We start from the raw sequence: 24,553 nt of genomic DNA on the forward strand, positions 1-24,553 counted from the left end.
TTATCCGGCCTATGGCGATAGCTCTTACGTTATCTTAGCCATCGTTATCGGCTACAGATCAAGTTTCGATCGGTTGTCAGCAAGCACGAGAGTTGTTACAATTTAACTATATATGTTATGATTAAATCTCTATTTAAAAAAGCAGCGCTTTTGATGGTGCTGCATCTATTCATGTGTTTACAGGTATTTGCCCAATGGCAAAATTACAGCAGCTGGGAGATCGACCAAAATTCTCTCGGAGGCAGTACTTCCCAACTTTTGCTGGCGGCGAATCAGAGCAGGATCGTTAGGTTCCGCATAACAGTGATAAAAAATGTTAGCCCGGTAAATTTCAATTTCCAGATGTTCCGTAAACCCAGCGGCACACAAACATGTGGATGTATACCGATATCGAATGCCTTTAAGATAACGGATGCAGACTTTCCGAGTGGTGTTACCAGCATTACGAAAGAGTTTAGCATGACACTGTATGCTGAAGCGGGTTCATCGTTAAACGATGCTACAATGCGTGATTTTGATACTGTTATTATGGGCGTGGCCACAAATAGTCCCGAGAATCCTACCAGTCCCCCCTGGAATCCGTCGAAAACGTATACCGTAAGAGTTCAGAGCCCCCCGACAACGCCACCGGGAGTACCACGTAATTTGAAAGTAGATGCATCTTCCGCCTGTAGCATTACGCTCTCGTGGACCCGGCCCAGTTCATCGGTTCAGATAACGCAATACAGTGTATATATAAATGGACAAGGTAATTTCAACTGGGCGGTAGACGCCAGCAGGACGAGCATAACGATTAACGGTCTTGCCGCCAGCACGGCGTACGCAATTTATGTAAAAGCAGGAAACGATATCGGTGAGTCGGCGGCATCTAACACTGTGAATGTAACGACCCCAGGGCCAGTCCCCGGCGCCACACGTACCAACGCTATCGAAGTCCGTTTGGAGAATAGTAACTTGCTTTATTACTTCTCCCCAGATAATTCAAAAGCAAACTGCTACGGTAATGACTTTGTAGGCGATGCGTCTAACGAGTTTAATGGGCAGCCGAGCGACGACATTTATTATAAGGTCATTTCCAGCTACTATGGTACCCTTCAAATATCTACTTGTGGTTCACCAGATCAGGAAAATACCCGGATTCATGTACTAGATGCAAATGGAAAGTGGATGCGGCATGTCGTAGAAGCGTATCCGACGGTGTGTGCTAGTTATAATACATCACGAACACTGGATGCTCGGCCAGGAGTGTATTACGTTGTAATAGAACGTGTTGGTCAAGGACAAGGGGAGATCAATGTAAAGATGCAACTGAATCCGATGAATGTGCCGGGCATTTCATGGACACAGCCAATTCACCTGGGTGTTCTAGGCGACTGTAGCCGATTTAGCGACTACTTACCCGATATTAACGCGTCTTTCAGAGACCAGTATGGCTGGTATGGAGATGACGTCTTTTATCGGTTTACATTGACAAAGCCCACAAGCATTAGAATTGGAAACTGTAGCGATGCTCACCCGGATTTTGCCGTGTACTTGTTTGACTCACTGTATCAATTTATTGCAAAAGGAGACGTTGATAATTGTTTATTGACGACCCGCGTGCTCCCAGCAGGCGAATACACAGTGATGTTTGAAGGGGAAGCCGACAGTTATCCGTTTTCCTATGGAATGCCGGTCAGTATAGCGACCCAAGACTGTAATCAAGGAAGTCGTATTGCTTCCGCTGGACCGTTAGAAATGTTACCGGGTAATCAGCAATCCGCAAGTAAAGAGAGTGGGACCGCGATCTATCCTATCCCGGCCAGCGGTACGCTAACGATTGATGTACATGCCAACACCTACTACAACGTTTCGATGACAGATATCTACGGATTGCCCGTGAAAGCATGGAGCGCGCTGCGAGGTAAGAACAACCTCGACATCTCTCAGGTGAAGGAAGGTGTTTATGTTGTTCAGGTGCACGCTGGCGACCAGACGACGGTCAGAAGAGTTGAAGTGAAAAGATAGTTAAAATCTGCTATCTGTAATGAGATAAAAAGACCGGACGTCAATGTCCGGTCTTTTTTTAGTAACTCCGACTCATTTACCTTTAAGTCTCCATTAAAACAACATCTCTTCTAGTAATTCCGTGGTAGACGTAACATCTTTTTCTTTTTGCAATTTCCAGCGACGCAGCTCATATTTATCACCGCTTTTGGTAAAATACACCTTAACCAAATCGAGGTCGCAATAGGAATACAAGTATTCGAATTCCTCGTGCGGAGTTCTGTAAATTCCAATTGACTCGAGATCCTCATCGGTTAGTTCGTTCAGTTGTTTAGATTTAATGCAGGCCAACTTTTCAAAGTCCAGTTGGTCCATGTGTTCGGCTGCCCGTTCTTCATAGTCGGCTTTCATTCTTAGATTTAGGATCTCGTTTGAGACCTCGTCATCAAAATTCATCATCTTTTTTCCCAATTAACGTTTAACATTCTGTTTCTTGTGAAGTTTAGATCGTTGTGTTTCTTGTGAAGTTTTATGAACTTCCATAAAACGTGTCTAAAGTAGACTCGAGCGGGTTTGGCAACTCGGGTTTTGGTACATACGGATTGCACATGGAAAACAGATTGTAACGTTTAATAGCGGTCCTATTTATACAGACTGCGGGACGAAGACGTACGGCTCGTGTAATCCTCCACTGCAAGGAAATGTGGTTTTTACCGTGTGCGGTTTTTTTCTCCTTTTTCCAACACGCTTTCTCCACGTGAATCAGCGTCAACACAGTATATTTCTTATCCTCTACAACACAATACTCGCGATCAACCTTTCGGAGATACTCAACGCCCAACGTTATAAAAAGAAACTCATCCTCAACAGGCATGATGCGGCTGGTAAATGTCAGAGGAGTCCTCGCCACCATGCGCGACGACATCACTGCTGACCGGATGTGCTCCACGGAATGCGCACCGGTTTTAAAGTCGATCCTGGCTACGCCCATCACAAACCGAAAGCGCGCAGCATCCGCATGCTGTAGCACTAACTTCTTATCGGAAGGGATAATCGTGATAGTACAAACACCTCTTTCGTGATCAACATCCGTACTATACGTTGCCTTTAACACGCGTTTCAGTGAAGTCCCTTTATTAAACTCAAACCCACGCAACAGCCCGATATCGCCTGACTCCGGACGTCGCTTACCCGGCATGTTGGTGGTGTCGGACTGCATGGCGGCCATAACGGCCTGAGTAAGCCTACTGGTCATGCGCGTATCAGCCGCACCGGCAAACAACTGTATAAATGCCGCGCGTAAGAGCTTAACACCCCACGCACACCGTCCAAAGTCCGTATTGTTCTCCCGCACCCGTGCAAAGGCAGGATCAGTACGAATACGCTCCGCATCGACAGACGTTATTTTTCGGACGAGATAGCCATTGTCTTTAGTATAGTAGTAGCTATTTTCCCCTAGTTTGCCGATTAATTTAATAACACCCGTTTGTTTCGCCATGCCCTCTTAAGTACAAACCTAAGATCGCTTTCCGCTGCCGAATTAGCCAGTAATATGAGACGAGATGTCATTAGCGGATTTGGCATTCATATCAACTGTCCATGAACGGTATTCGGGCAATTTGGCGAGGTCCTGTATGCTGGCGAGTCTAAGTCCAAGCACATGATATAAGCTTTAGGAAGATCCGCATCTCCCCTAAGCCATCCATACAGCATACCTAAGGCAAATCTATGGATTACCCGTATCAAACATATACTCTAGCTATACCTGAGCTATACTAGACACATAGCTAATTAAAGCAATCCCTCCTAACCGGATAAATCAGGTGACCAATTTCTGTCTTCGTCAGTTCACCTTCCGCTGCTTCTCCTTCTGCGCCTCCATCACCTTCTTAATCTGCACCCCCGCCAGCGCTACAGAGTCACGATCGTGCTTATTTTTCTCGATCTTCTTCAACAGATCAGCATTTTGCAGCTTATTATTCTCAATCGACTTCTCCAGCTGAATCTTCTCCCGTTTGTTATCTTCTAACTTGACGTTCAGATTCTTATTCTCATTCGTCAGCTTCTGCTGCTGTTTATCCACCGCCTGCGCAGCACGTAGCGACTCATCAATCTGCACCTGGATTTTCTCCCGATAGAACTTCACGCCAAAGTCGTGCATCAACTTCTCCAGCTCTTTGTTAACATGCGCCGCAGTTTCCGCAGAGCCCCCTTCCGGCTTCATCCCAATCCAGGCTGCCGCCTTCGTAGTGCTTTCGGCTTTCATCACCGCGTAGGCAGGCGTAGCGTACGGAATAGCGCCAATGGTGGGTTCGTTGATCGTAATGGCCTCGGTAGCTTGCTTGGCCTTGCCAAGCGACTTGGCCAGCTTGAGCAGCGCAGCGTTGACCTCCTCAGGTGTGCCGTCTAGCTCTACCTCAAAACCTTGGAGATTTTCTCCCTTTACACGGGCAGTCTCTTTTTTAACTTTTACGGTTTGGGCGGTAGCGATAAGTGTAAGCGCAAAAAATGAAAAGATCAGGACAAACTTTTTCGTTAGCGACATGTTGTTTACTTTGTAATAATTCAGGGCTCAAAACTACTGAAAAATTGACTGCAAAAAATATACTTATTACCGGCGCTTCAGGTCTTATCGGTACGCACCTGACAGAACTTTTACAACGCGAAGGCCGCCACGTGGCGCATCTCAGTCGCAGCAACCGTGGCAACAAGACAACCACCTTTTTATGGCACATCGCTCAAGCAAAACTTGATGTAGCCGCCTTGCAAGGCACTGACACGATTGTGCACCTGGCAGGTGCCGGCGTCGGCGAAAAGCGATGGACAGACTCTTACAAGAAGGAAATCCTCGAAAGCCGCACGCACTCCACGCGCCTGCTGTACGACACGCTGCGTCAACACCCGCATACTGTCAAGACCTTTGTCTCTGCCTCCGCGATTGGCTATTATGGCTTTGAAGACAACGACTCGTTGTTAACCGAAGAGCATCCCTCCGGCAAAGATTTCATGGCGCAAGTAACGCGTGCGTGGGAGGAAGAAGTAGACCGCATCGCCACACTGGGCATTCGCGTAGTAAAGATTCGCATCGGTATAGTACTGGCAGCGGAGGGTGGTGCATTGGAACAGATGGCCAAACCGGTAAAGCTCTTTGTCGGTGCACCCCTCGGCACCGGGCGTCAGAATGTAAGCTGGATTCACATTCACGACATCTGCCGCATGTTTATCAAGGCCATGGACGACGAGGCAATGCAAGGCCCTTATAATGGCACCGGCCCGTATGCCATCACCAACTGCGAGCTGACAAAAGCTATCGGCAAGGCCATAGGCCGGCCGGTGTTTATGCCCCCTGTGCCGGGCGTTGTACTAAAGATGTTGATTGGACAAATGGCTGAAGTGGTACTCACGGGTAGCAACGTGTCGTCGAAAAAGATTCAGGGCGAGGGTTTTCAATTTCAATTTAAGACGCTGGAGGGTGCATTAAAAGACCTTCTTCATTAACTTCCACCGTATTGCACACGTATAAACAGCCGTAAAAAGGTTTTACATCATGGCAAAAAAATCAAAGAAAAAGGAAATAGAAACACCGGCGTTTCAACACAGCCTGGAAGAAGAGCAACGTATCCGCCAGGCATTTCAAGACAAAGACTGGGCCGAGATCAAAAGCTCGAACAGCTGGGTGATCTTTAAGGTCATGTCTGAATTTGTAGAAGGCTTTGATAAGCTCGCAAAGATAGGCCCCTGCGTGACCATCTTCGGCTCAGCCCGCGTAAAGCCCAGCAACCCATATTATAAAATGGCCGACGAAATCGCCTTTCAACTGGTGAAGCATGGCTACGGTGTCATCACCGGTGGTGGCCCGGGCATCATGGAAGCCGGCAACAGAGGCGCCAACCGCGCAAAAGGAAAATCCGTAGGCCTAAATATTTACTTACCCCACGAGCAAAAAGGAAATATATACATCGACCCCGATAAGCTCATCACATTCGATTACTTCTTCGTGCGCAAGGTAATGTTCGTAAAATACTCCCAGGGATTCATCGTAATGCCGGGCGGATTCGGAACGCTCGATGAGCTAATGGAAGCATTAACATTGATCCAAACAAAGAAAATTGGAAGATTCCCCATCGTGCTGGTAGGAAAAAAATTCTGGAGTGGACTGGTTGATTGGTGGAGGAAGGTATTAGTGGCGGAAAAGATGATTGACGCCGACGACCACTACCTCTTCGAAGTAGTAGACACCCCAGAAGACGCCGTAAAAGTCATCGAAGAATTCTACTCCAAATATCTACTCTCCCCCAACTTCTAATAGCAGCGCAACTGCTCTGACATCTGGTTCAAGTCTTCCGACCGAAGGGAGGGCGACTTGGACCTACTTTAATGGCAGTCTTCAGACTGCCGGAGCACAGTCGTCATAAATGGCAATCCAGCACCGAGCGAAGCGATGGTGCGCCACAACAAAAAGCCCCGGCACAAACCGGGGCTTTTTCTATGTATATAGTTGATCGAATTACTACGAAACCAACTCAACACTCCGCTTAATAAAGCTCGTCAAATCAGCCCCCGTCAACATACCCTGCGACAGCAGCGCCAAGTCAAACGACTGCTTCGCCAGCTTAATCTTTTGCTCTTCCGCGTCAGCCTTCAAAATCTTCTGCACAATCCCATGGTTACCGTTAATAGCCACCGCATAATTATCCGGCATCTGCCCCATAAAAGCATAACCGCCACCACCAAGCTTCGCCATATCCTTCATCCGGCGCATAAACTCACTCAGCGTGATCAACACCGGCAGTTCGTCCGGAGACAGCGATTCAACAGTCACGTTAAAGCTCTTATTATTAATAGCCTTCTCAAAAATCCCCTTCACCTGCTCCTGCTCTTCACTGCTCAGCACACTCTCAGTCTTGCTGTCGGTATCCACCAGCTTATCTGCCGTCTCGCTATCAACACGCTTCAGTTGCGTCTTCTCCAGCTTCTGCTCGAGCGTATTAATAAAGTGGCTATCCAGCACACCGTCTAACACCAGCACATCATAGGCTTTATTTTTAGCCGCCTGAATGAAGCTATCTTGCTTACCCGGATCAGACGAATAGATATACACCAGGTTACCATCCTTATCCGTCTGGGTAGCCTTCACCTTCTCCTTATATTCTTCCAGGGTAGCATACTTGCCTTCAGTATTTTTCAACAGGACAAAATCCTTCGCCTTATCGTAAAACTTCTCGTCGCTGATGATACCATACTTAACAAAGACGCTGATGTCATCCCACTTCTTGTCAAAGTCGGCACGGTCCTTCTTAAAGATCTCCTGCAGCTTATCCGCCACTTTCTTCGTAATGTGAGCGCTGATCTTCTTCACGCTAGCGTCACTTTGCAGGTAGCTACGCGATACGTTCAGCGGAATATCCGGCGAGTCGAGCACACCGTGCAACATCATCAGGAAGTCGGGCACCACATCTTTCACCTCGTCCGTAATAAACACTTGGCGTGAGTACAGCTGAATCTTGTTCTTCTGCATCTCGAAATCGTTCTTCACCTTCGGGAAGTATAAAATACCCGTCAGGTTGAAAGGATAGTCCACATTCAGGTGGATCCAGAACAGCGGCTCTTCCGAGAAAGGATACAGCTCCTTATAGAAGGAGAGATAATCCTCATCCTTCAACTCAGACGGTGACTTCGCCCACAGGGGAGCAGGATTGTTAATAATCCGGTCGGTCGTAACCGACTTATACTTAGGCTTACCCTCCTCGTCAACACCATCCTCTTCGTTCTTCTCCTGCGTGCCGAACTTAATCTCTACGGGCAAAAACTTACAGTATTTATCGAGAATGCCTTTCAGCTTCCATTCATCGAGGAACTCCTCCGAGTCGGCATTGATATGCAGGATAACATCCGTACCGCGTTCTGCTTTCTCAGCAGGCGTCAGTTCGTACTCGGTCGAGCCGTCACACTCCCAGCGGGCAGCCTCGTCGGCACCTACTTTAAAAGAGCGCGAAACGATCTCTACTTTGTCAGATACCATAAAAGCGGAGTAGAAACCAAGACCGAACTTACCGATGATGTCTTTCGCATCGGTCTTGTCCTTAAACTTCTCTACAAACTCAGTAGCACCCGAGAATGCAATCTGGTTAATATATTTTTTGATCTCCTCGCCCGTCATGCCGATGCCTTTATCGCTAACGGTGATGGTCTTCTTCTCTTTGTCAAAGCTCACCTCCACCTTCAGGTCGCCCAGCTCGCCGGTAAATTCGCCCAGCGACGCCAGCTTCTTTAATTTTTGGGTGGCGTCTACGGCATTGCTAACCAGCTCGCGCAGGAAAATCTCATGGTCGGAATAAAGGAACTTCTTAATGATGGGAAAGATGTTCTCGGTGTGAATGGAGATCGTACCTTTTTCTTGTGTCGTACCTTTTTCTTGTGTTGCTGCCATATTTGTCAGATTTAAGGGTGGGGGAATAAAAAATCCCCGACAGGCGGGGATTTCAAATGTTGTTCCAGTTCAGGAATGTGCCAAGGTGGCAGAATTTCGGGTGCTTAGCGCAGGCGATCGGAGTCGCGTACGATCTTTTCGTCGCGTTTGATAAAGCGAATTGCGGCCCAGTTAGAAATCACCGCCACAAAAGGTGCCCACAGACCGTAGTCGTAGTTGCCACCCTGGTTGGCCTTCAGAAGCCCACTGGCGAAGTAAACCGCCACGCCAACAGCGACAGCCAGGAAGACGGCGTTCAACGCACCCAGCTTCACTTGCAACAGGCGGTTGCGGAACTTTTGAATTTCAATAAAAGCGATGGTTGCCGCCGCGATGTACAGGACAGCGATGACACTATAAGGGAAATATTCACTCGTACGCACGTTGTTTTCAATGACGGTATAATGCAGCGCGTAAAGCGCATGCGTTTTGCCGGAGGCGTCTACGTGCAGGTAGATCGGTAGGAAGATGGAAGCGATAAGACTAAGGATGGTAATACCCAGAAATACGGTTTGAATTCTTTGCCACATGTGCCGGTTGCGTTAACTTGAGGGCAAAAGTAATCAAAAATAATTCACACCAGCCCGCGTATGTCAGCTGCCTTTATTGTCGATATACTTCGCACGCCCATCGGCCGTTACGGCGGTACGTTGGCCTCCGTGCGTCCCGACGACCTCGCCGCCTACGTGCTGCGTGAGGTGTTGCAGCGTCAACCTGCCGTCGACGCTTCACTCATCGAAGATGTCATCGTCGGCGCGGCCAACCAGGCAGGCGAAGACAACCGCAACGTGGCCCGTATGGCGCTGCTGTTGGCGGGCCTGCCCGTAACCGTGGCTGGGGTGACCGTCAACCGGCTGTGCGCCTCCGGTCTGCAAGCCATCATGCAAGCTGCCCAGGGCATCATGACCGGTGCAGGCGATGCATACCTCGCCGCCGGTGTCGAAAGCATGAGCCGCGCGCCCTTTGTAATGGCCAAAGCCGAAGAGTCCTTTGCCCGAAAAGCAGAGATTTATGATACAACGCTCGGCTGGCGGTTTGTGAACGACAAGCTCTCAGCGCTCTACTATCCCTATTCCATGGGCGAAACCGCCGAGAATGTCGCGGAGAAATGGAGTATCACCCGCGAAGAGCAAGACCGCTTTGCGCTGGAGTCGCAGACCCGGTATCAACGCGCGTATGAGCAAAACCGTTTCCAGGCAGAGATGGTACCCGTGGCGCTACCCTCGCCAGTCGCACGCCGGGAAATCATACTATTTGATAAAGACGAGCATCCACGCACAACGACGCTGGAAAAGCTCGCGACCCTAAAACCCGCCTTCCGCGAGCAAGGCACTGTCACCGCCGGAAACTCATCTGGTATAAACGATGGCGCCGCCGCCTGCCTGGTGGTAAGTGAAGCCCTGCTGAAACAACTGAACCTGAAGCCCATGGCACGTATCGTGTCGACCGCTGTCGCCGGTGTGGATCCCGCCTACATGGGCGTCGGCCCTGTGCCGGCCACCCACAAAGCCTTGCAGCGCGCGGGGCTTACCGTGGCAGATTTGGATTTGATCGAGCTCAACGAAGCCTTCGCCTCCCAGGCGTTGGCCTGTATAAAAGACCTGGACCTGTCACCCGACCGGGTAAACGTCAACGGCGGCGCCATCGCCCTCGGCCATCCCCTGGGTTGTAGCGGCGTTCGCATCAGCGCCACCTTGCTGCACGAAATGAAACGCCGCGACGCCCGCTATGGCCTGGCGACAATGTGCATCGGCGTGGGCCAGGGAGCCGCCATCGTGTATGAATCTTTATGAGGTATTTTTTTGAAATAGCCTACCATGGCGCCGCCTATAGCGGGTGGCAGTCACAGCCCAATGCTGTCGGCGTACAAGCCGTGGTGGAAGACGCACTGACAAAGTTACTGCGAGAAGAGATCAGCGTTACCGGCAGCGGCCGTACCGACGCCGGTGTACACTGCGAGCAGCAGTTCTTTCATGCCGATATTGAAAAAGACTTCGACCGGCCCACGCTGCTCGTAAAGCTTAACTCGTTTTTACCCAAAAGCATCGCCATTCACGCCATCCGGCGCGTACAGCCCGAAGCCAATGCGCGATACGAGGCGTACGAGCGCACCTACCACTATCGCATTACGCGCGTGAAAGATCCGTTTACCGAAGGGCTCGCTTTATATTATTTTCGCCCCCTCGACGTCGACGCCATGAACCGCGCCGCGGCTACGCTGTTGGGCGAGCACGACTTTGCCTGCTTTAGCAAGGTGCAAACCGATGTCAACCACTTTCGCTGCGACATGAAAAAAGCCGAGTGGCGCGAAGACGGCGCGCGGCTGGAGTTCACCATCACCGCCAACCGCTTTCTGCGAGGCATGGTGCGCGCCATCGTAGGCACCCTTCTCGATGTGGGCAGCGGCCGCACGTCGCTGCGTGAATTTCAAACCATCGTACAAAGCCGCGATCGTAAACAGGCCGGCGCCAACGTGCCGCCTCACGGACTGTACCTCAGCCGGGTTAAATACCACAGCCGTATATTTGTAAAAGAATAATCGTACTTAATACTGAGAAGCAATGACAAACATTCGCGTAGGCATGGGCTATGACGTACACCAATTAGAAGAAGGAAGAGATTTTTGGATGGGAGGCATCAAGCTGCCCGCGACCAAAGGTGCCGTAGGCCACAGCGACGCGGACGTATTGATCCACGCCATCTGCGACGCGCTGCTCGGCGCGGCCAACATGCGCGACATCGGGTTTCATTTTAAAAACACCGACGACCGGTGGAAAGGTATGGACAGCAAGTTCTTCCTAAAAGAAGTCACACGCATGATCACCGAAAAAGGCTGGAAAGTCGGCAACGTCGACTGCACCATCTGCCTGGAGAAACCCAAGATCGGCCCGCACATCGACGCCATGAAAAAAACGATGGCGCCCCTCATGAACGTAACCGAAGAAGAGATCGCCATCAAAGCGACCACAACGGAGACGCTGGGCTACGTAGGCCGCGAGGAGGGAGTGAATGCATCCGCCGTGGTGCTGATCTACAAATAAAGAATGAGTATCGAAATCATTACCACCGGCGACGGCTCGCATTCCCTGCTCAACACCGCCCTCAATGAGACCTACCACTCGCGCCATGGCGCCGTGCAGGAGTCGCGGCACGTCTTTATACAAGAGGGCCTCGATCGTTTCCTGGCCTCGGGCGCTACCACCGTGGCCGTGCTGGAAGTAGGATTTGGCACCGGCCTTAACGCGTTACTCACCGCACAACACGCCGAAGAGAAAGATGTAACCGTGCAGTATACCTCGCTGGAAACTGCGCCGCTGCCCGAAGACCTGTGGATGCAGCTTAATTATTCTACCTCGCCCGCCGCGCAAACACTCTTTCACGCAATACACCAGGCACCCTGGAACCAGCCGGTCGCAGTACGCCCGACATTTCAATTGCAGAAACTAACGATATCGCTGCAGGACGCAACCTTACCGGTCGCGCAAACCGACGTGATCTACTTCGACGCATTCGCGCCGAACAAGCAACCCGAGATGTGGACCTACGACATGTTGGCGAAAGCCGTACAGACGTTGCGGCCCGGAGGAATGTTTGTGACGTACTGCGCCAAAGGCCAGTTGAAACGCGATCTGAAAGCCCTCGGATTGACAGTAGAAACACTTCCAGGACCTCCCGGCAAGAAGGAAATGGTGCGCGGTGTGCGGAGCGTATAATTCATTGAAAATTCTTCAATCGTTTTCGCTGTTTCTTGAATTTTCAAAACTGAACAGGGTGCAATCGTATTCGTTTTTTAGTTTTTGAAGCATTCTGATTTTTTTGTGAAAAGATTCAAAAAATTCTTTGCATTACTGAAACCTCAGAAATTTCTTCTGTTTTCTCCCTAACTTTATAGACTCTGTTCCGCTCAAAACAGAGAATTAACACACCCATAACAACTAGTAAACGCCAGAAGTAATGAAAGAAACAACCAGCCGTGGTCTGTACACCCCTGAACTGGAACACGATGCCTGCGGGATCGGCTTTGTTGCCAACATAAACGGCAACAAAACCAATCAAAACCTGCGTGATGCATTGTGCATGCTCGAGAACATGGAGCACCGGGGAGGAAGAGGGAGCAGCCCAAAGACAGGGGATGGTGCCGGGATCTTGATCCAGCTGCCCCACGAATTTTTCATCGAAGAAGCAACACGCCTGGGCTTCACATTGCCCGCCCTCGGGAAATACGGTGTGGGAATGGTCTTCTTTCCGCGTGATAAGAAAGTGCAAAACGCTTGCCGCGAAGTACTGCGCAAGAATATCAAGGAACTGGGTTTCGAGCTCATAGGCTTTCGCGTTGTACCGGTAGATCACAGCGTGCCCGGCCCGGGTGCCGCCGAAGTGGAGCCTACCATCGAGCAGGTGTTTGTTAAACCCGCGGACGAAACCATCACCGGCGACGCCCTCGAGCGAAAACTCTTTGTACTGCGCAACTATACGCAGCACATCATCGAAGACACCGTAAAAGGAAACAACAAAGACTTTTACATTACAAGCTTCTCCGCACGCACAATTATCTATAAAGGTCAGCTGCGCACCGAGCAGTTGCGCGCATACTTCGACGACCTTCAGGACACGCGACTCAAAACAGCCCTGGCACTGGTACACTCGCGTTTCTCAACCAATACTTTTCCGAACTGGAAACTGGCGCAGCCGTTCCGTTACATCGCACACAACGGTGAGATCAATACCATCCGCGGCAACGTCAATAAAATGAAATCCAAAGAGGCGCTTTTCAAATCGACGTTGTTTAGCGACGAAGAATTGAAAAAGCTCGTGCCGATCACCAGCCCCGACGGCTCGGACTCGGCCAACCTCGACGCCCTGGTAGAAATGCTGGTACTCTCTGGCCGTACCATTCCACACGTCATGATGATGCTCGTGCCCGAAGCCTGGCAGGACAACAAGCTCATGGATCCACACCGCAAGGCATTCTACAAATACCATGCTTCCATGATGGAGCCGTGGGACGGCCCCGCCGCCCTCGTCTTTACCGACGGTACCCGCATCGGGGCAACACTCGACCGTAACGGTCTGCGCCCGCTGCGCTACTGCGTAACCCGCACAGGCCGCGTCATCGCCGGCTCAGAAGCCGGTGCCCTGCAAATCGATCCGAAAGATGTTATTGAGAAGGGTCGTATCACACCGGGCAAAATGCTCATGATCGACACCGAAGCCGGCAAAATACTCGACGATGACAAAGTAAAACGTGCCGTATACGAAGGCAAGTCATACTACAACTGGATCATCCAGAACCGCCTCAAGCTGCGCCTCGAACCCGAAGTAGAGTGGGTAGAAACTTCTTTCGACGAAAAGACACTCGTACAACGTCAGAATGCCTACGGCTACACCGCCGAAGACGTCAAGACGATCATTCTCCCCATCGCCGAAAAAGGTTATGAAGCCATCGGCTCCATGGGTGACGATACACCACCGGCCATACTCTCAAAAGAAAGCCGTCACATCTCCAACTACTTCAAACAGCTTTTCGCGCAGGTAAGTAACCCGCCGATCGACCCGATCCGCGAGCGCCTGGTGATGTCGTTGTTCACGCGTGTCGGCGCCAGCCTCAACGTACTGGACGAAACACCACAGCACACCAACCAGATCCACATCTCGCAGCCCGTGCTGCTGAACGACGACCTGGAAAAGCTCAAGCACCTGCAAGACCAGGGCTTTGAATATGCCGTCATCCAATGTGTATTCAACGCCGACGGCGCACCCGGTCGTCTCGAAGAAAGCATTGACCGCATCTGCGCAGAAGCCGAGAAGGCTGTACGCGCCGGCAAGAAGATCCTCATCCTGTCCGACAAAAAGATCAGCAACGACTACGCACCGATTCCGTCCATGCTGTCGGTAGGTGCTGTGCATCAATACCTGGTCAGCAAGCGCATCCGCACACAAGCAGGCATTGTGGTAGAAGCCGGCGACGTGTGGGAAGTGCACCACTATGCCACCATCATTGGCTACGGAGCCAGCGCGGTAAATCCATACATGGCGCTCGAGACCATCCACTCCATGAACAAGCACGGCATGTTCTACAAGCCGCTGCCCGATGAAGAGGCCTATGCCAACTATCAGAAAGGTATCGGCAACGGTCTGCTGAAAGTCATGTCGAAAATGGGTATCAGCACCCTGCAGTCATATCAGTCGTCACAGATCTTCGAAGCCCTCGGTTTGGGCAGCGACGTGATCGAGAAATGCTTCCGCGGCACCATCAGCCGCATCGAAGGCCTCTCGTTCGACGACCTGGCACAGGAAGTACTCGTACGCCACAAACTTGCCTACGAAGCAGAAAGCAAAGAGCTGCAAGTGGGCGGTATCTACCAGTGGAAACGCCGTGGTGAGAAACACATGTTCAGCCCCGAGGTAATCCACCTGCTGCAACACTCTACCAAGACGAACAACTTCGAACAATACAAGAAGTACGCACACCGCATCAACGAGCAAACAAAAGAGCAGATCACCATCCGCGGTTTGTTTGAGTTCAAGAAGCGCAACCCCGTACCATTGGAAGAAGTTGAGCCGGTAGAAGAAATCTTCAAACGCTTCGCCACCGGTGCCATGTCGTTCGGATCTATTTCCCACGAAGCGCACAGCACGCTGGCCATTGCCATGAACCGCATCGGCGGTAAAAGCAACAGCGGCGAAGGGGGGGAAGATGCCGCACGCTTTGAAAAGAAAGCCAACGGCGACTGGGAGCGTTCTGCCATCAAGCAAGTAGCCTCCGGACGTTTTGGTGTAACCAGTTACTACCTCAGCAATGCTGACGAATTGCAGATCAAAATGGCGCAGGGTGCGAAACCCGGCGAAGGAGGTCAGCTGCCCGGTCACAAAGTAGACGACTGGATCGGTCGCGTACGTCACTCCACACCGGGTGTGGGCCTGATCTCGCCGCCGCCCCACCACGATATATACTCCATCGAAGACTTGGCCCAGCTGATCTTCGACTTAAAGAATGCTAACCGCCAGGCGCGCATCAACGTCAAGCTGGTATCGCAAGCCGGTGTAGGTACTGTGGCAGCCGGTGTTGCCAAAGCAAAAGCAGACGCGATCCTCATCTCCGGTGCTGACGGTGGCACAGGTGCTTCGCCCATCAGCTCGGTACGCCACGCTGGCTTACCATGGGAGCTCGGCCTCGCCGAAGCACACCAAACACTGGTGAAAAACAACCTGCGCAGCCGCGTCGTGTTACAGACCGATGGACAGATCCGCACAGGCCGCGACATTGCGATCGCCGCCATGCTGGGTGCTGAGGAATGGGGCGTAGCCACCGCTGCCCTCGTGGTAGAAGGCTGCATCATGATGCGTAAGTGTCACCTGAACACATGCCCTGTCGGTATTGCCACACAAGACGAAGAACTGCGCAAGCTCTTCACCGGCGACCCCGACCACGTCGTGAACTTCTTCCGCTTCCTCGCACAAGACCTGCGCGAGAACATGGCCGAGCTCGGCTTCCGTACCGTCAATGAAATGATTGGCCGTGCCGACATGCTGCGTGTACGTCAGGATGTAGAACACTGGAAAGTGAAGAAGCTCGACCTGTCACCAATCCTGCACGTAGACTCTTCCCGCGAAGGAGTAGGTCTGTACAAACAGATCGAGCAAGACTTCGAATTGGAAAAAGTACTCGACTGGAAGCTCGTGGAGGCAGCACGTGCGGCACTTGACGACGCCGAAGCCGTACAAGAAAAGTTCATCATACACAATATCGACCGCTCTGTCGGCGCGCTGTTGTCGAACGAAGTATCAAAGAAATATAAAGGCAAAGGCCTCCCGGAAGATACCATCCACTTCCAATTCAAAGGCTCCGCCGGACAAAGCTTTGGTGTGTTTGGAGCACCAGGCCTTACGTTCGAGCTGGAAGGTGAAGCCAACGACTATTTTGGCAAAGGCCTGTCGGGAGGTAAGCTTATTATCTACCCCGACCGTGAAGCCAGCTTCAAACCGGAAGACAACATCATCATTGGCAACGTGGCCTTCTACGGCGCTACGTCAGGTGAAGCTTATATCCGCGGCCAGGCCGGCGAACGTTTCTGCGTACGCAACTCGGGCGTAACCGCCGTAGTGGAAGGCGTAGGCGATCACGCCTGTGAATACATGACGGGTGGCCGCGTGGTAGTGCTCGGTAAGACGGGTAAAAACTTTGCCGCCGGTATGAGCGGTGGTATAGCATACGTATTTGATCCCGAACATGCGCTCGAGCGTCTGACCAACCGTGAGATGGTCGATCTCGAAACCATGGAAGAAGAAGATAAGGTGGAGGTGAAGGCGATGATTGAAAAGCACCACAAATATACGGGTAGCGACCCGGCTGAGTGGGTGCTGGAGAACTGGGCCGTAGCGTCAGAGCTTTTTGTAAAAGTAATGCCGCGCGACTACAAAGCCGTTCTTCAAAAGCAAAAAGCTGCCGGCAAGCAAGCCGCCAGCGCCAAAGCCGCCGCGCCGGCCCTGGTAAAAGAATAATGCGATTCAATCATCAAAAAGTAACAGACACATGGGACAGATAGATGGATTTATGAAGTTCGAGCGCGAGATGCCAAAATCGCGCGACCCCAAAGAACGGCTCAAAGATTACAAAGAGGTATACAACCCGCTCGATAAAGAGAAAGTAAAACAACAGGCTGCGCGCTGTATGGATTGTGGCGTGCCGTTCTGCCACAACGGTTGTCCGTTGGGCAACAACATTCCCGACTTCAACGATGCCGTATACAACGGCAAGTGGGAAGACGCGATCAAGATCCTGAGCAGCACCAACAACTTCCCCGAGTTTACCGGTCGCATTTGCCCGGCACCGTGCGAAGCAAGCTGCGTGCTCAGCATCAACAACAAACCGGTCACGATAGAATACATCGAAAAGACTATTGCCGAGCAAGCCTATGAAAAAGGCTACCTCAAGCCTACACCGCCCAAGCATCGCACAGGCAAGCGTATAGCCGTAGTAGGTTCCGGCCCCGCCGGCCTCGCCGCCGCGGCACAGCTCAACAAGGCTGGCCATTGGGTAACAGTGTTCGAACGCAGTGACCGGATTGGTGGCTTGCTGCGCTACGGTATTCCCGACTTCAAACTCGAGAAACACGTGATCGATCGTCGCCTGCGCCTTATGGAACAAGAAGGCATCGTCTTTCGCACCAACGCCCACGTAGGCGTAAACATCAGCGCGAAACACTTGCAAGATGAGTTCGACGCCATCGTAATGTGTGGTGGCGCCTCGGCGCCGCGTGACCTGCCCATTCCAGGCCGCAACCTGAAAGGTGTACACTTTGCCATGGACTTCCTCTCGCAGCAAAACAAACGCGGAGCGGGCGACAAGCTGGCCGTCGAAGAGATCCTGGCAACCGACAAAAACGTATTGGTGATTGGCGGTGGTGACACCGGCTCTGACTGTGTGGGTACGTCTAATCGCCACGGCGCGAAATCGGTCACGCAGATCGAGCTGCTCGCGAAGCCGCCCGTAAAACGCGACGACACAAACAACCCCTGGCCGCTCTGGCCCATGATCCTTAACACTTCTTCCTCACACGAAGAAGGTGCCAATCGTCAATGGGCTATTTTGACCAAAGAGTTTGTGGGTGACAGCGCCGGCCGCCTGACCGGAATGAAACTGGTCGACATCAAATGGGGCACAAACGCACAAGGTAAAATGGGCTTTGAAGAAATCGCCGGCACCGAGCGTGTCATTCCCTGCGAGCTCGTCACCCTGGCCATCGGCTTCGTAGGCGCTGAAAAAGGCGGTCTGGTCGAAGAACTCAAACTGGAGCTCGACGAGCGTGGCAACATCAAAACGCAGAACTATATGTCCACACAAGAAGGCGTATTCTCCGCCGGCGACGTACGCCGCGGACAGTCGCTGGTAGTATGGGCAATCTCGGAAGGTCGCGAAGCCGCCCGTGCCGTAGACACCTGGCTGATGGGCTCATCGAATCTCGAAGCGAAAGACGAGTCGTTCATACACATCGAGCAAGAAGCGTAAAAAATCCCTTTTAAAAGTCGCATACAAAGCCCTCCGGCACGCCGGGGGGCTTTTTTTGCCCACTGCGTACGTCGACAGTCCTTTATCTTCTTCGCTCTCACACGCACGCTCACACTGATTTTTGCTGGCGGAATTACTTTCTCTACTTTTGCGTTCTGAAGCCAAAAAAACGGAATAATACGTGAGTAAATCAGTGAAAGTAGGTACCGTGCAAATGAGTTGCACAGCCAACCCCGACGAAAACCTTCAAAAAGCGGTTGTCAAAATACGCGAAGCCGCTGCACAAGGCGCGCAGATCGTGTGCTTGCAAGAGTTGTTCCGCTCGCTGTACTTCTGCGACGTGGAAGATTATGACAACTTCAAATTGGCCGAGCCGATTCCAGGTCCGTCAACCGACGTCCTTTCCGCGCTTGCCAAAGAGCTCGGCGTGGTCATCATCGCCTCGCTGTTTGAAAAACGCGCCGAAGGCCTCTACCACAACACCACCGCCGTGCTGGACGCCGACGGTAAGTACCTGGGCAAGTATCGCAAAATGCACATTCCTGATGACCCTGCGTACTATGAGAAATTTTACTTCACACCCGGCGACCTGGGCTACAAAGTATTTAAGACGAAGTTCGCCACCATCGGCGTACTCATCTGCTGGGACCAGTGGTATCCCGAAGCGGCGCGCATCACATCGTTAATGGGCGCTGAAATGTTATTCTACCCCACCGCCATCGGCTGGGCTACCGCGCAAGATGAAGACACCAACACCGAGCAATACAACGCCTGGCAAACCATTCAGCGCAGTCACGCTGTCGCCAATGGTGTATATGTAGTAAGCGTAAACCGCGTGGGCCTTGAGCAACAGGGAGCCATGAAATTCTGGGGCGGTTCGTTCATCTCGAACCCCTTCGGCAAGATTGAATACCTCGCGTCGCACGACAAAGAAGAAGTACACGTACACACGCTGGACATGGACAAGAGCGACCGCTACAGAACACACTGGCCGTTCCTGCGCGACCGTCGCATCGACTCCTACCAGCCGATCACCAAACGTTACATAGACGAAGAATAATATAATGACCCCCGGCAGCGACCCTGCCGGGAGTTTTTTGCCCCGATCCATTACCTCGCATAGTATTTCCATGAGCACCACTACCCCGAAGCAACAAGGATATTTTTTCCCGGCAGAATTTGCCAAACACGACGCCACCTGGCTTAGCTGGCCGCACAAAGAAGCGTCCTGGCCCGGTAAGATTGAAGCCATCTATCCGGTATATGCCGAGTTTATCAAACGCGTAGCCGAAGGGGAGAAGGTAAACATTAACGTGCTGAACGAGGCCATGAAGCAAAAAGCCCTGGGGCACCTGCAGCAAGTCGGTGCCGACGTGGGCAACTTGCAGTTTTTTATGCACCCCACTAACGACGCCTGGTGCCGCGACCACGGCCCTGCATTTTTGATCAACCCCCACGCCGCGCAGAAGAAAATAATCGTCGACTGGGGCTACAACGCCTGGGGTGGTAAATATCCTCCATTTGACCTCGACGATAATATACCGACACTCATAGCACAGCACTATAAGGTGCCCGTGGTATATCCCGGTATCGTCATGGAAGGTGGCTCAGTGGAATTTAACGGTCGGGGCACGCTACTAACGACGCGCGCCTGCCTGTTAAACGAAAACCGCAATCCGCACCTGACGCAGGAGCAGATCGAAACATACCTGCGCAACTACTACGGCGTCGACCACATCCTGTGGCTCGGCGACGGCATTGTGGGCGACGACACCGATGGCCACATCGACGATCTCACACGCTTTGTCAATGCCGACACCGTTGTAACCGTGGTGGAGGAAGATAAGAACGATGAAAACTACACGCTCCTGCAAGAGAACCTGCACGCGCTACACCGCCTGCGCCTGGAAGACGGCAAGCAGCTGAACGTCGTGGAACTGCCCATGCCAGGTGCCGTGGTATATGACGATATGCGCCTGCCCGCCTCGTACGCCAATTTTTACATCAGCAATAAATACGTGGTCGTGCCAACCTTCCGCGACAAAAACGACGACCGCGCGCTGGACATACTCCAGAAATGTTTCCCCGATCGGAAAGTGATCGGCCTGGATTCGGTTGATATTATCTGGGGCCTGGGCTCGTTCCACTGCCTCAGCCAACAGGAGCCGGCAGCATAGGACCCTCCACCCGGCCTCCCGGGCGACATTTTCATGTAGGATATATACTTTTTGGTATAACACCCATAGTAAACATGGTGTGTTGTCGTTATATTTATTCCAAACTGTTGCCTATTGAAAAAGTTACTACTCTTTTGCGTGCTGGTGGCTTCACCTGCCTGGATCTTCGCGCAAGACATGCCATCCATGCCGTTGACCGATATCAAAGATGGACAGCCCCTGGCGGAGGTATTAGTCGAATTGGAGAAATCGTATCCCGTCCGCTTTTTCTTTGCTTCCGAATGGCTTGAGCCCTATACGGTAGACAGTCAGTTTAAGGGCATGCCCATCAAGAGTGTGCTGGACGAGTTGCTGCGCGGCAGCGATATTCGCTACTCCTATAGGTTTGGCTACGCCGTCATCTTTATCCGTGATCCCCAGCGCGCGTTGGAACACGAAGCACGACTCAAGACAGCCATCGCCAAAAAGAAAACGATCGAATCGCGCGAGCTGGGTGACCGCCGCAAATACAAACCGGGCAACCGTGCCACCATTACGGGTAATGTCAAAGACGAATCTACCCGGCATCCCATGGCGGGTGTTACGGTGCTGGTCAATGACGTGGAAACGACGGCAACAGACGAAAAAGGAAACTATACCATCAACGTACTGGCCGGCGAGAACATAATCCACTTCAAGTCTGTAAACTTTCGGGAGCGCGTGGTAGACGCCAGGATATATAGCAGTGCTACCCTCGACATAATCCTCGAAGAGGCACCCACGATACTGGACGAAGTGTTGATCTCCGAACAGGCCGTACTCAACCGGCGGATCAGCCAAACGTCGCTCCGCATTACCGACATGAAACGCGCGCCCACGTTCCTCGGCGAAGTAGACCTCATCAAGCAAGTACAAAACCAACCGGGCGTGACGACGGTTGGCGAAGTAGCCCAGGGCTTCAACGTGCGCGGTGGCGGCGTGGACCAGAACCTGGTGCTATACGATGGCGTACCGGTGTTTAACACCTCGCACGCGCTGGGTTTCTTCACCGCCTTTAATGCCGATGCCGTCAGTCAGGTATCCTTTTATAAAGGCGGCATTCCCGCCGAATTCGGCGGCCGCGTATCATCGGTGCTCGACATCAAGTCGAAAGAAGGCCCGCTCGATAAGTGGCACGGTGGCGGTGGCATCGGCATCCTGTCCAGCTACCTCACAGCCGGCGGCCCCGTAAAACGCGACACCTCATCGATCATGGCCTCCGTACGCAGCTCATATTCCGACTGGGTGCTAAAGACCATCAAATCCAATTATCAGGACATACAAAGCGCCTCCGTGTCATTCTATGACGCCTCGCTCAAGTACACCCACAAGGTCAACAACAAGTCGAAGCTGACACTGTCGGGTTATACCAGCTACGACCGCTTTAGCCTCACCAACGACACACTATATACATCGCGCAACATCGCTGCGTCCATTCACTACGATCGGACCTTTACCGAAAAATTATTCGGCACCCTGTCGGTGTCGTTTGGAAAATATACCTACGGCACAAGCGACGACGATCCGACCCAGGCCTACGACCTGTCGTACGGCATTACATACCCCTCCGTAAAACTGGACTTCAACTACGAAGGCGAACACAAGCTATCCTTCGGTGTACATCATACCTGGTATGACTTTGTGCCGGGCAGGCTGGAGGCGACACAATCAGAGTCGATCGTAAAAAATATCGATATGGGGCACGAGCGTTCGTCCGAGTCTGCGCTGTACTTCAGCGATGCGTTTTACTGGCGCGAGAAGTTCTTGCTGGAAGCCGGCCTCCGTGCGTCGTTCTTTAATCGCGTGGGCGAAGGTGTAACCTACCACTATGCCGAAGGTCAGCCACGGCTGCGTCAGAATATAACAGACTCCACAGTATACAAAGGCGGCGAAAGCATGAAGACCTACTTCGGCCTCGAACCGCGTGTATCGCTGCGATATACCCTCGATGCTTTTGCATCCATCAAACTGGGCTACAACCGCATGTACCAATACATGCACCTGATCAGCAACACCGCGGCCGTGACACCGGTAGATATCTGGCAGTCGAGCAACACTTATTTCAAACCGCAGATCGCCGACCAGGTGTCGCTCGGCTATTACCGCGCGATCAACGAAAACATGTACGAAGCCTACGTAGAGGGATTCTACAAGGTAACGCAAAACGTACTCGACTTCCGCGACGGCGCAAGCCTCATCTTGAACAAGAACCTCGAAACAACGCTGCTGCCCGGCGACGCCGAAGCCTATGGCGTAGAGGTATCGTCGAGCAAAATCAAAGGCCGTCTGCTGGGCAGCCTCAGCTATACCTACTCGCGCTCGTGGCGCAAAGTGGATGGCGCCTGGGAAGAAGAAAAGATAAATGACGGCAATCGCTACCCTTCAAACTACGACCAGCCACACGTCGTACAACTCAACTGGCGCTATGGCCTCTCACGCCGTATCTTCTTCTCGGGCACATTCGTATACCATACCGGCCGGCCGATGTCATTGCCGATTTCGGGATACATAGTAGACGGTGTACCCGTCATAACTTTCTCGGATCGGAACAAATACCGCATCCCTGACTACCACCGGCTTGACCTCGCCCTAATCATCGAAGGCACACACAAACGTAAAAAGATCCTCGACGGTACCTGGGTCATTTCGTTCTACAACGCCTATGGAAGAAAGAACGCCTATGCGGTTTTCTTCCAGGATAATGGCAAAGGTTTTTATAACCCCTATAAATTGTCCGTGGTGGGCACAATCGTTCCTTCGGTAACATACAGTTTTAAATTTTGACACATGAGGACGCGAAACCTGTTAGTACTACTTATAATGCTGTTGATCGGTGCGTGTGTTGATCCGCTGAAGGTTCCCGATATTGCATTAGAAGAAGGCCTCGTCGTCGACGGCGCAATTACCGATCAACCGGGGCCCTATACCGTCCAGCTCTTCTCCACACTATCGCTGGACGGCGACCTCGACAAGCGCAAATACATTCCCGGCGCTACCGTCACGATCAGCGACGATCACGGTCACACCGTAACCCTGACGGAAAACGCCACCGGCACCTACCAGACCGATGCTGACGAAATTCAGGGCGTCGTGGGGTATACCTACCAAGTGAAGATTACTCTGGGGGACGGCCGGCAGTATGAATCCACCCCGGTGTTACTGGAGCCCGCGGGCACCGTCGATCGCGTCTTCTTTCAGTTCCAGGAAAACTCGATCAACCAAAACGACCTGACGAAACCGCAGGATGCCTTCGCGGTATACCTCGATGCCACAGGCACACCCGGCGCGTCGAATTTCTTCCGCTGGCGCTGGAAAGGCACCTTTCATTACATAGCCTTTCCCGAGTTGAGGACCCGCGGGGTAGGAATGGTAGAGATTCCCGATCCTGTGCCGTGCAGTGGTTGGGTATATACCGACACAGCAGGCCTCGAACAGATAGGGCCATGTGAATGCTGCGACTGTTGGGCGCCGCAGTATAGCACCGATGCGCTCGTATCGGAAAACGATTTTGTCAGCGAGATGGAATTTAAAACGGTGCGCATCGCGCAGATTCCCATCGACAAGCGGTTGTTCTATGAAAAATATCACATCGAGGTAGAACAGATGAGCGTATCTCAGGACATCTATGCTTTCTGGAAACTGGTCAAAGCGCAACAACAAAGCGCAACCGACCTGTTCCAACCTGCAGTGGTGAAAATCAAAGGCACAATACGATGCACATCTGACCCGGGCGAGAAAGCGTACGGAATCTTTTCCGCTTCCGCGGTAACAAAAAATTCAGTCTTCCTCCGGCGTCTGGATATTCCGAAAGGAATTCCTCCCATCGATACACTGAAGACAGACTGCCGCCAGATCTATACGGGCGCAACCAATCAACGACCTCCTTTTTGGTGA

At 52.0% G+C, this 24,553-nt stretch carries 18 protein-coding genes; 13 read left to right on the plus strand and 5 right to left on the minus strand.

What is annotated here, in order from left to right; all coding sequences use genetic code 11:
• The first annotated feature begins 117 nt into the window (after window positions 1-117).
• Window positions 118-2,007 (plus strand): fibronectin type III domain-containing protein, encoded by a 1,890-nt coding sequence (locus K7P01_RS13045; protein WP_267293614.1) that lies wholly within the window; start codon window positions 118-120, stop codon window positions 2,005-2,007.
• A 93-nt stretch (window positions 2,008-2,100) separates the two neighbouring features.
• Here the strand turns inward: K7P01_RS13045 and K7P01_RS13050 are convergent, their stop codons facing one another.
• From K7P01_RS13050 to K7P01_RS13060, 3 genes are all read right to left on the minus strand, one after another.
• Entirely contained in the window at window positions 2,101-2,397 is a 297-nt protein-coding gene (locus tag K7P01_RS13050; RefSeq protein WP_267293616.1) for a hypothetical protein, read from the minus strand.
• A gap of 118 nt (window positions 2,398-2,515) precedes the next feature.
• Complete coding sequence (locus tag K7P01_RS13055) at window positions 2,516-3,484, minus strand: hypothetical protein (RefSeq protein WP_267293618.1); 969 nt, start codon at window positions 3,482-3,484, stop codon at window positions 2,516-2,518.
• A 345-nt stretch (window positions 3,485-3,829) separates the two neighbouring features.
• Window positions 3,830-4,531 (minus strand): hypothetical protein, encoded by a 702-nt coding sequence (locus tag K7P01_RS13060; protein WP_267293620.1) that lies wholly within the window; start codon window positions 4,529-4,531, stop codon window positions 3,830-3,832.
• Between the two features lie 44 nt (window positions 4,532-4,575).
• On the opposite strand from K7P01_RS13060, the gene K7P01_RS13065 reads away from it, so the two are divergent.
• The gene (locus tag K7P01_RS13065) at window positions 4,576-5,484 is read left to right on the plus strand and encodes a TIGR01777 family oxidoreductase (RefSeq protein WP_267293622.1); all 909 of its coding nucleotides are present in this window, start codon (window positions 4,576-4,578) and stop codon (window positions 5,482-5,484) included.
• Window positions 5,485-5,533: 49 nt separating this feature from the next.
• Window positions 5,534-6,292 (plus strand): LOG family protein, encoded by a 759-nt coding sequence (locus tag K7P01_RS13070; RefSeq protein ID WP_267293624.1) that lies wholly within the window; start codon window positions 5,534-5,536, stop codon window positions 6,290-6,292.
• Between the two features lie 204 nt (window positions 6,293-6,496).
• On the opposite strand, the gene htpG is transcribed toward K7P01_RS13070, so the two are convergent.
• Window positions 6,497-8,416, minus strand: coding sequence for a molecular chaperone HtpG (htpG, locus tag K7P01_RS13075; protein ID WP_267293626.1), 1,920 nt, complete (start codon window positions 8,414-8,416; stop codon window positions 6,497-6,499).
• Between the two features lie 104 nt (window positions 8,417-8,520).
• Window positions 8,521-8,985, minus strand: coding sequence for a DUF4293 domain-containing protein (locus tag K7P01_RS13080; protein ID WP_267293628.1), 465 nt, complete (start codon window positions 8,983-8,985; stop codon window positions 8,521-8,523).
• Between the two features lie 60 nt (window positions 8,986-9,045).
• Here K7P01_RS13080 and K7P01_RS13085 point away from each other — a divergent pair, with 60 nt between their 5' ends.
• The 10 genes from K7P01_RS13085 (at window position 9,046) to K7P01_RS13130 (ending at window position 24,553) form a co-directional block, all read left to right on the plus strand.
• The gene (locus tag K7P01_RS13085) at window positions 9,046-10,248 is read left to right on the plus strand and encodes a thiolase family protein (RefSeq protein ID WP_267293630.1); all 1,203 of its coding nucleotides are present in this window, start codon (window positions 9,046-9,048) and stop codon (window positions 10,246-10,248) included.
• Complete coding sequence (gene truA / locus K7P01_RS13090; RefSeq protein WP_267293632.1) at window positions 10,245-10,994, plus strand: tRNA pseudouridine(38-40) synthase TruA; 750 nt, start codon at window positions 10,245-10,247, stop codon at window positions 10,992-10,994. The genes K7P01_RS13085 and truA overlap by 4 nt, the downstream gene beginning before the upstream one ends.
• 22 nt (window positions 10,995-11,016) lie before the next feature.
• The gene (gene ispF / locus K7P01_RS13095; protein WP_267293634.1) at window positions 11,017-11,496 is read left to right on the plus strand and encodes a 2-C-methyl-D-erythritol 2,4-cyclodiphosphate synthase; all 480 of its coding nucleotides are present in this window, start codon (window positions 11,017-11,019) and stop codon (window positions 11,494-11,496) included.
• 3 nt (window positions 11,497-11,499) lie between these two features.
• Window positions 11,500-12,168, plus strand: a complete 669-nt coding sequence (gene mnmD / locus K7P01_RS13100) for a tRNA (5-methylaminomethyl-2-thiouridine)(34)-methyltransferase MnmD (RefSeq protein WP_267293636.1) — start codon at window positions 11,500-11,502, stop codon at window positions 12,166-12,168.
• A gap of 241 nt (window positions 12,169-12,409) precedes the next feature.
• Window positions 12,410-16,957 (plus strand): glutamate synthase large subunit, encoded by a 4,548-nt coding sequence (gene gltB, locus K7P01_RS13105; protein ID WP_267293638.1) that lies wholly within the window; start codon window positions 12,410-12,412, stop codon window positions 16,955-16,957.
• A gap of 31 nt (window positions 16,958-16,988) precedes the next feature.
• On the plus strand, window positions 16,989-18,464 hold the full coding sequence (locus K7P01_RS13110; RefSeq protein WP_267293640.1) for a glutamate synthase subunit beta: 1,476 nt from the start codon (window positions 16,989-16,991) through the stop codon (window positions 18,462-18,464).
• Window positions 18,465-18,645: 181 nt separating this feature from the next.
• Window positions 18,646-19,524 carry a carbon-nitrogen hydrolase gene (locus K7P01_RS13115; RefSeq protein ID WP_267293642.1) on the plus strand — a complete coding sequence of 293 codons (879 nt, stop codon included), beginning with the start codon at window positions 18,646-18,648 and terminating at the stop codon, window positions 19,522-19,524.
• A gap of 70 nt (window positions 19,525-19,594) precedes the next feature.
• Window positions 19,595-20,641, plus strand: a complete 1,047-nt coding sequence (locus tag K7P01_RS13120) for an agmatine deiminase family protein (RefSeq protein WP_267293644.1) — start codon at window positions 19,595-19,597, stop codon at window positions 20,639-20,641.
• A 114-nt stretch (window positions 20,642-20,755) separates the two neighbouring features.
• On the plus strand, window positions 20,756-23,443 hold the full coding sequence (locus K7P01_RS13125; RefSeq protein ID WP_267293646.1) for a TonB-dependent receptor: 2,688 nt from the start codon (window positions 20,756-20,758) through the stop codon (window positions 23,441-23,443).
• Window positions 23,444-23,446: 3 nt separating this feature from the next.
• Window positions 23,447-24,553 (plus strand): DUF4249 domain-containing protein, encoded by a 1,107-nt coding sequence (locus K7P01_RS13130; RefSeq protein ID WP_267293648.1) that lies wholly within the window; start codon window positions 23,447-23,449, stop codon window positions 24,551-24,553.

Source organism: Parachryseolinea silvisoli (assembly GCF_021190955.1).
Lineage (GTDB): Bacteria > Bacteroidota > Bacteroidia > Cytophagales > Cyclobacteriaceae > Ohtaekwangia > Ohtaekwangia silvisoli.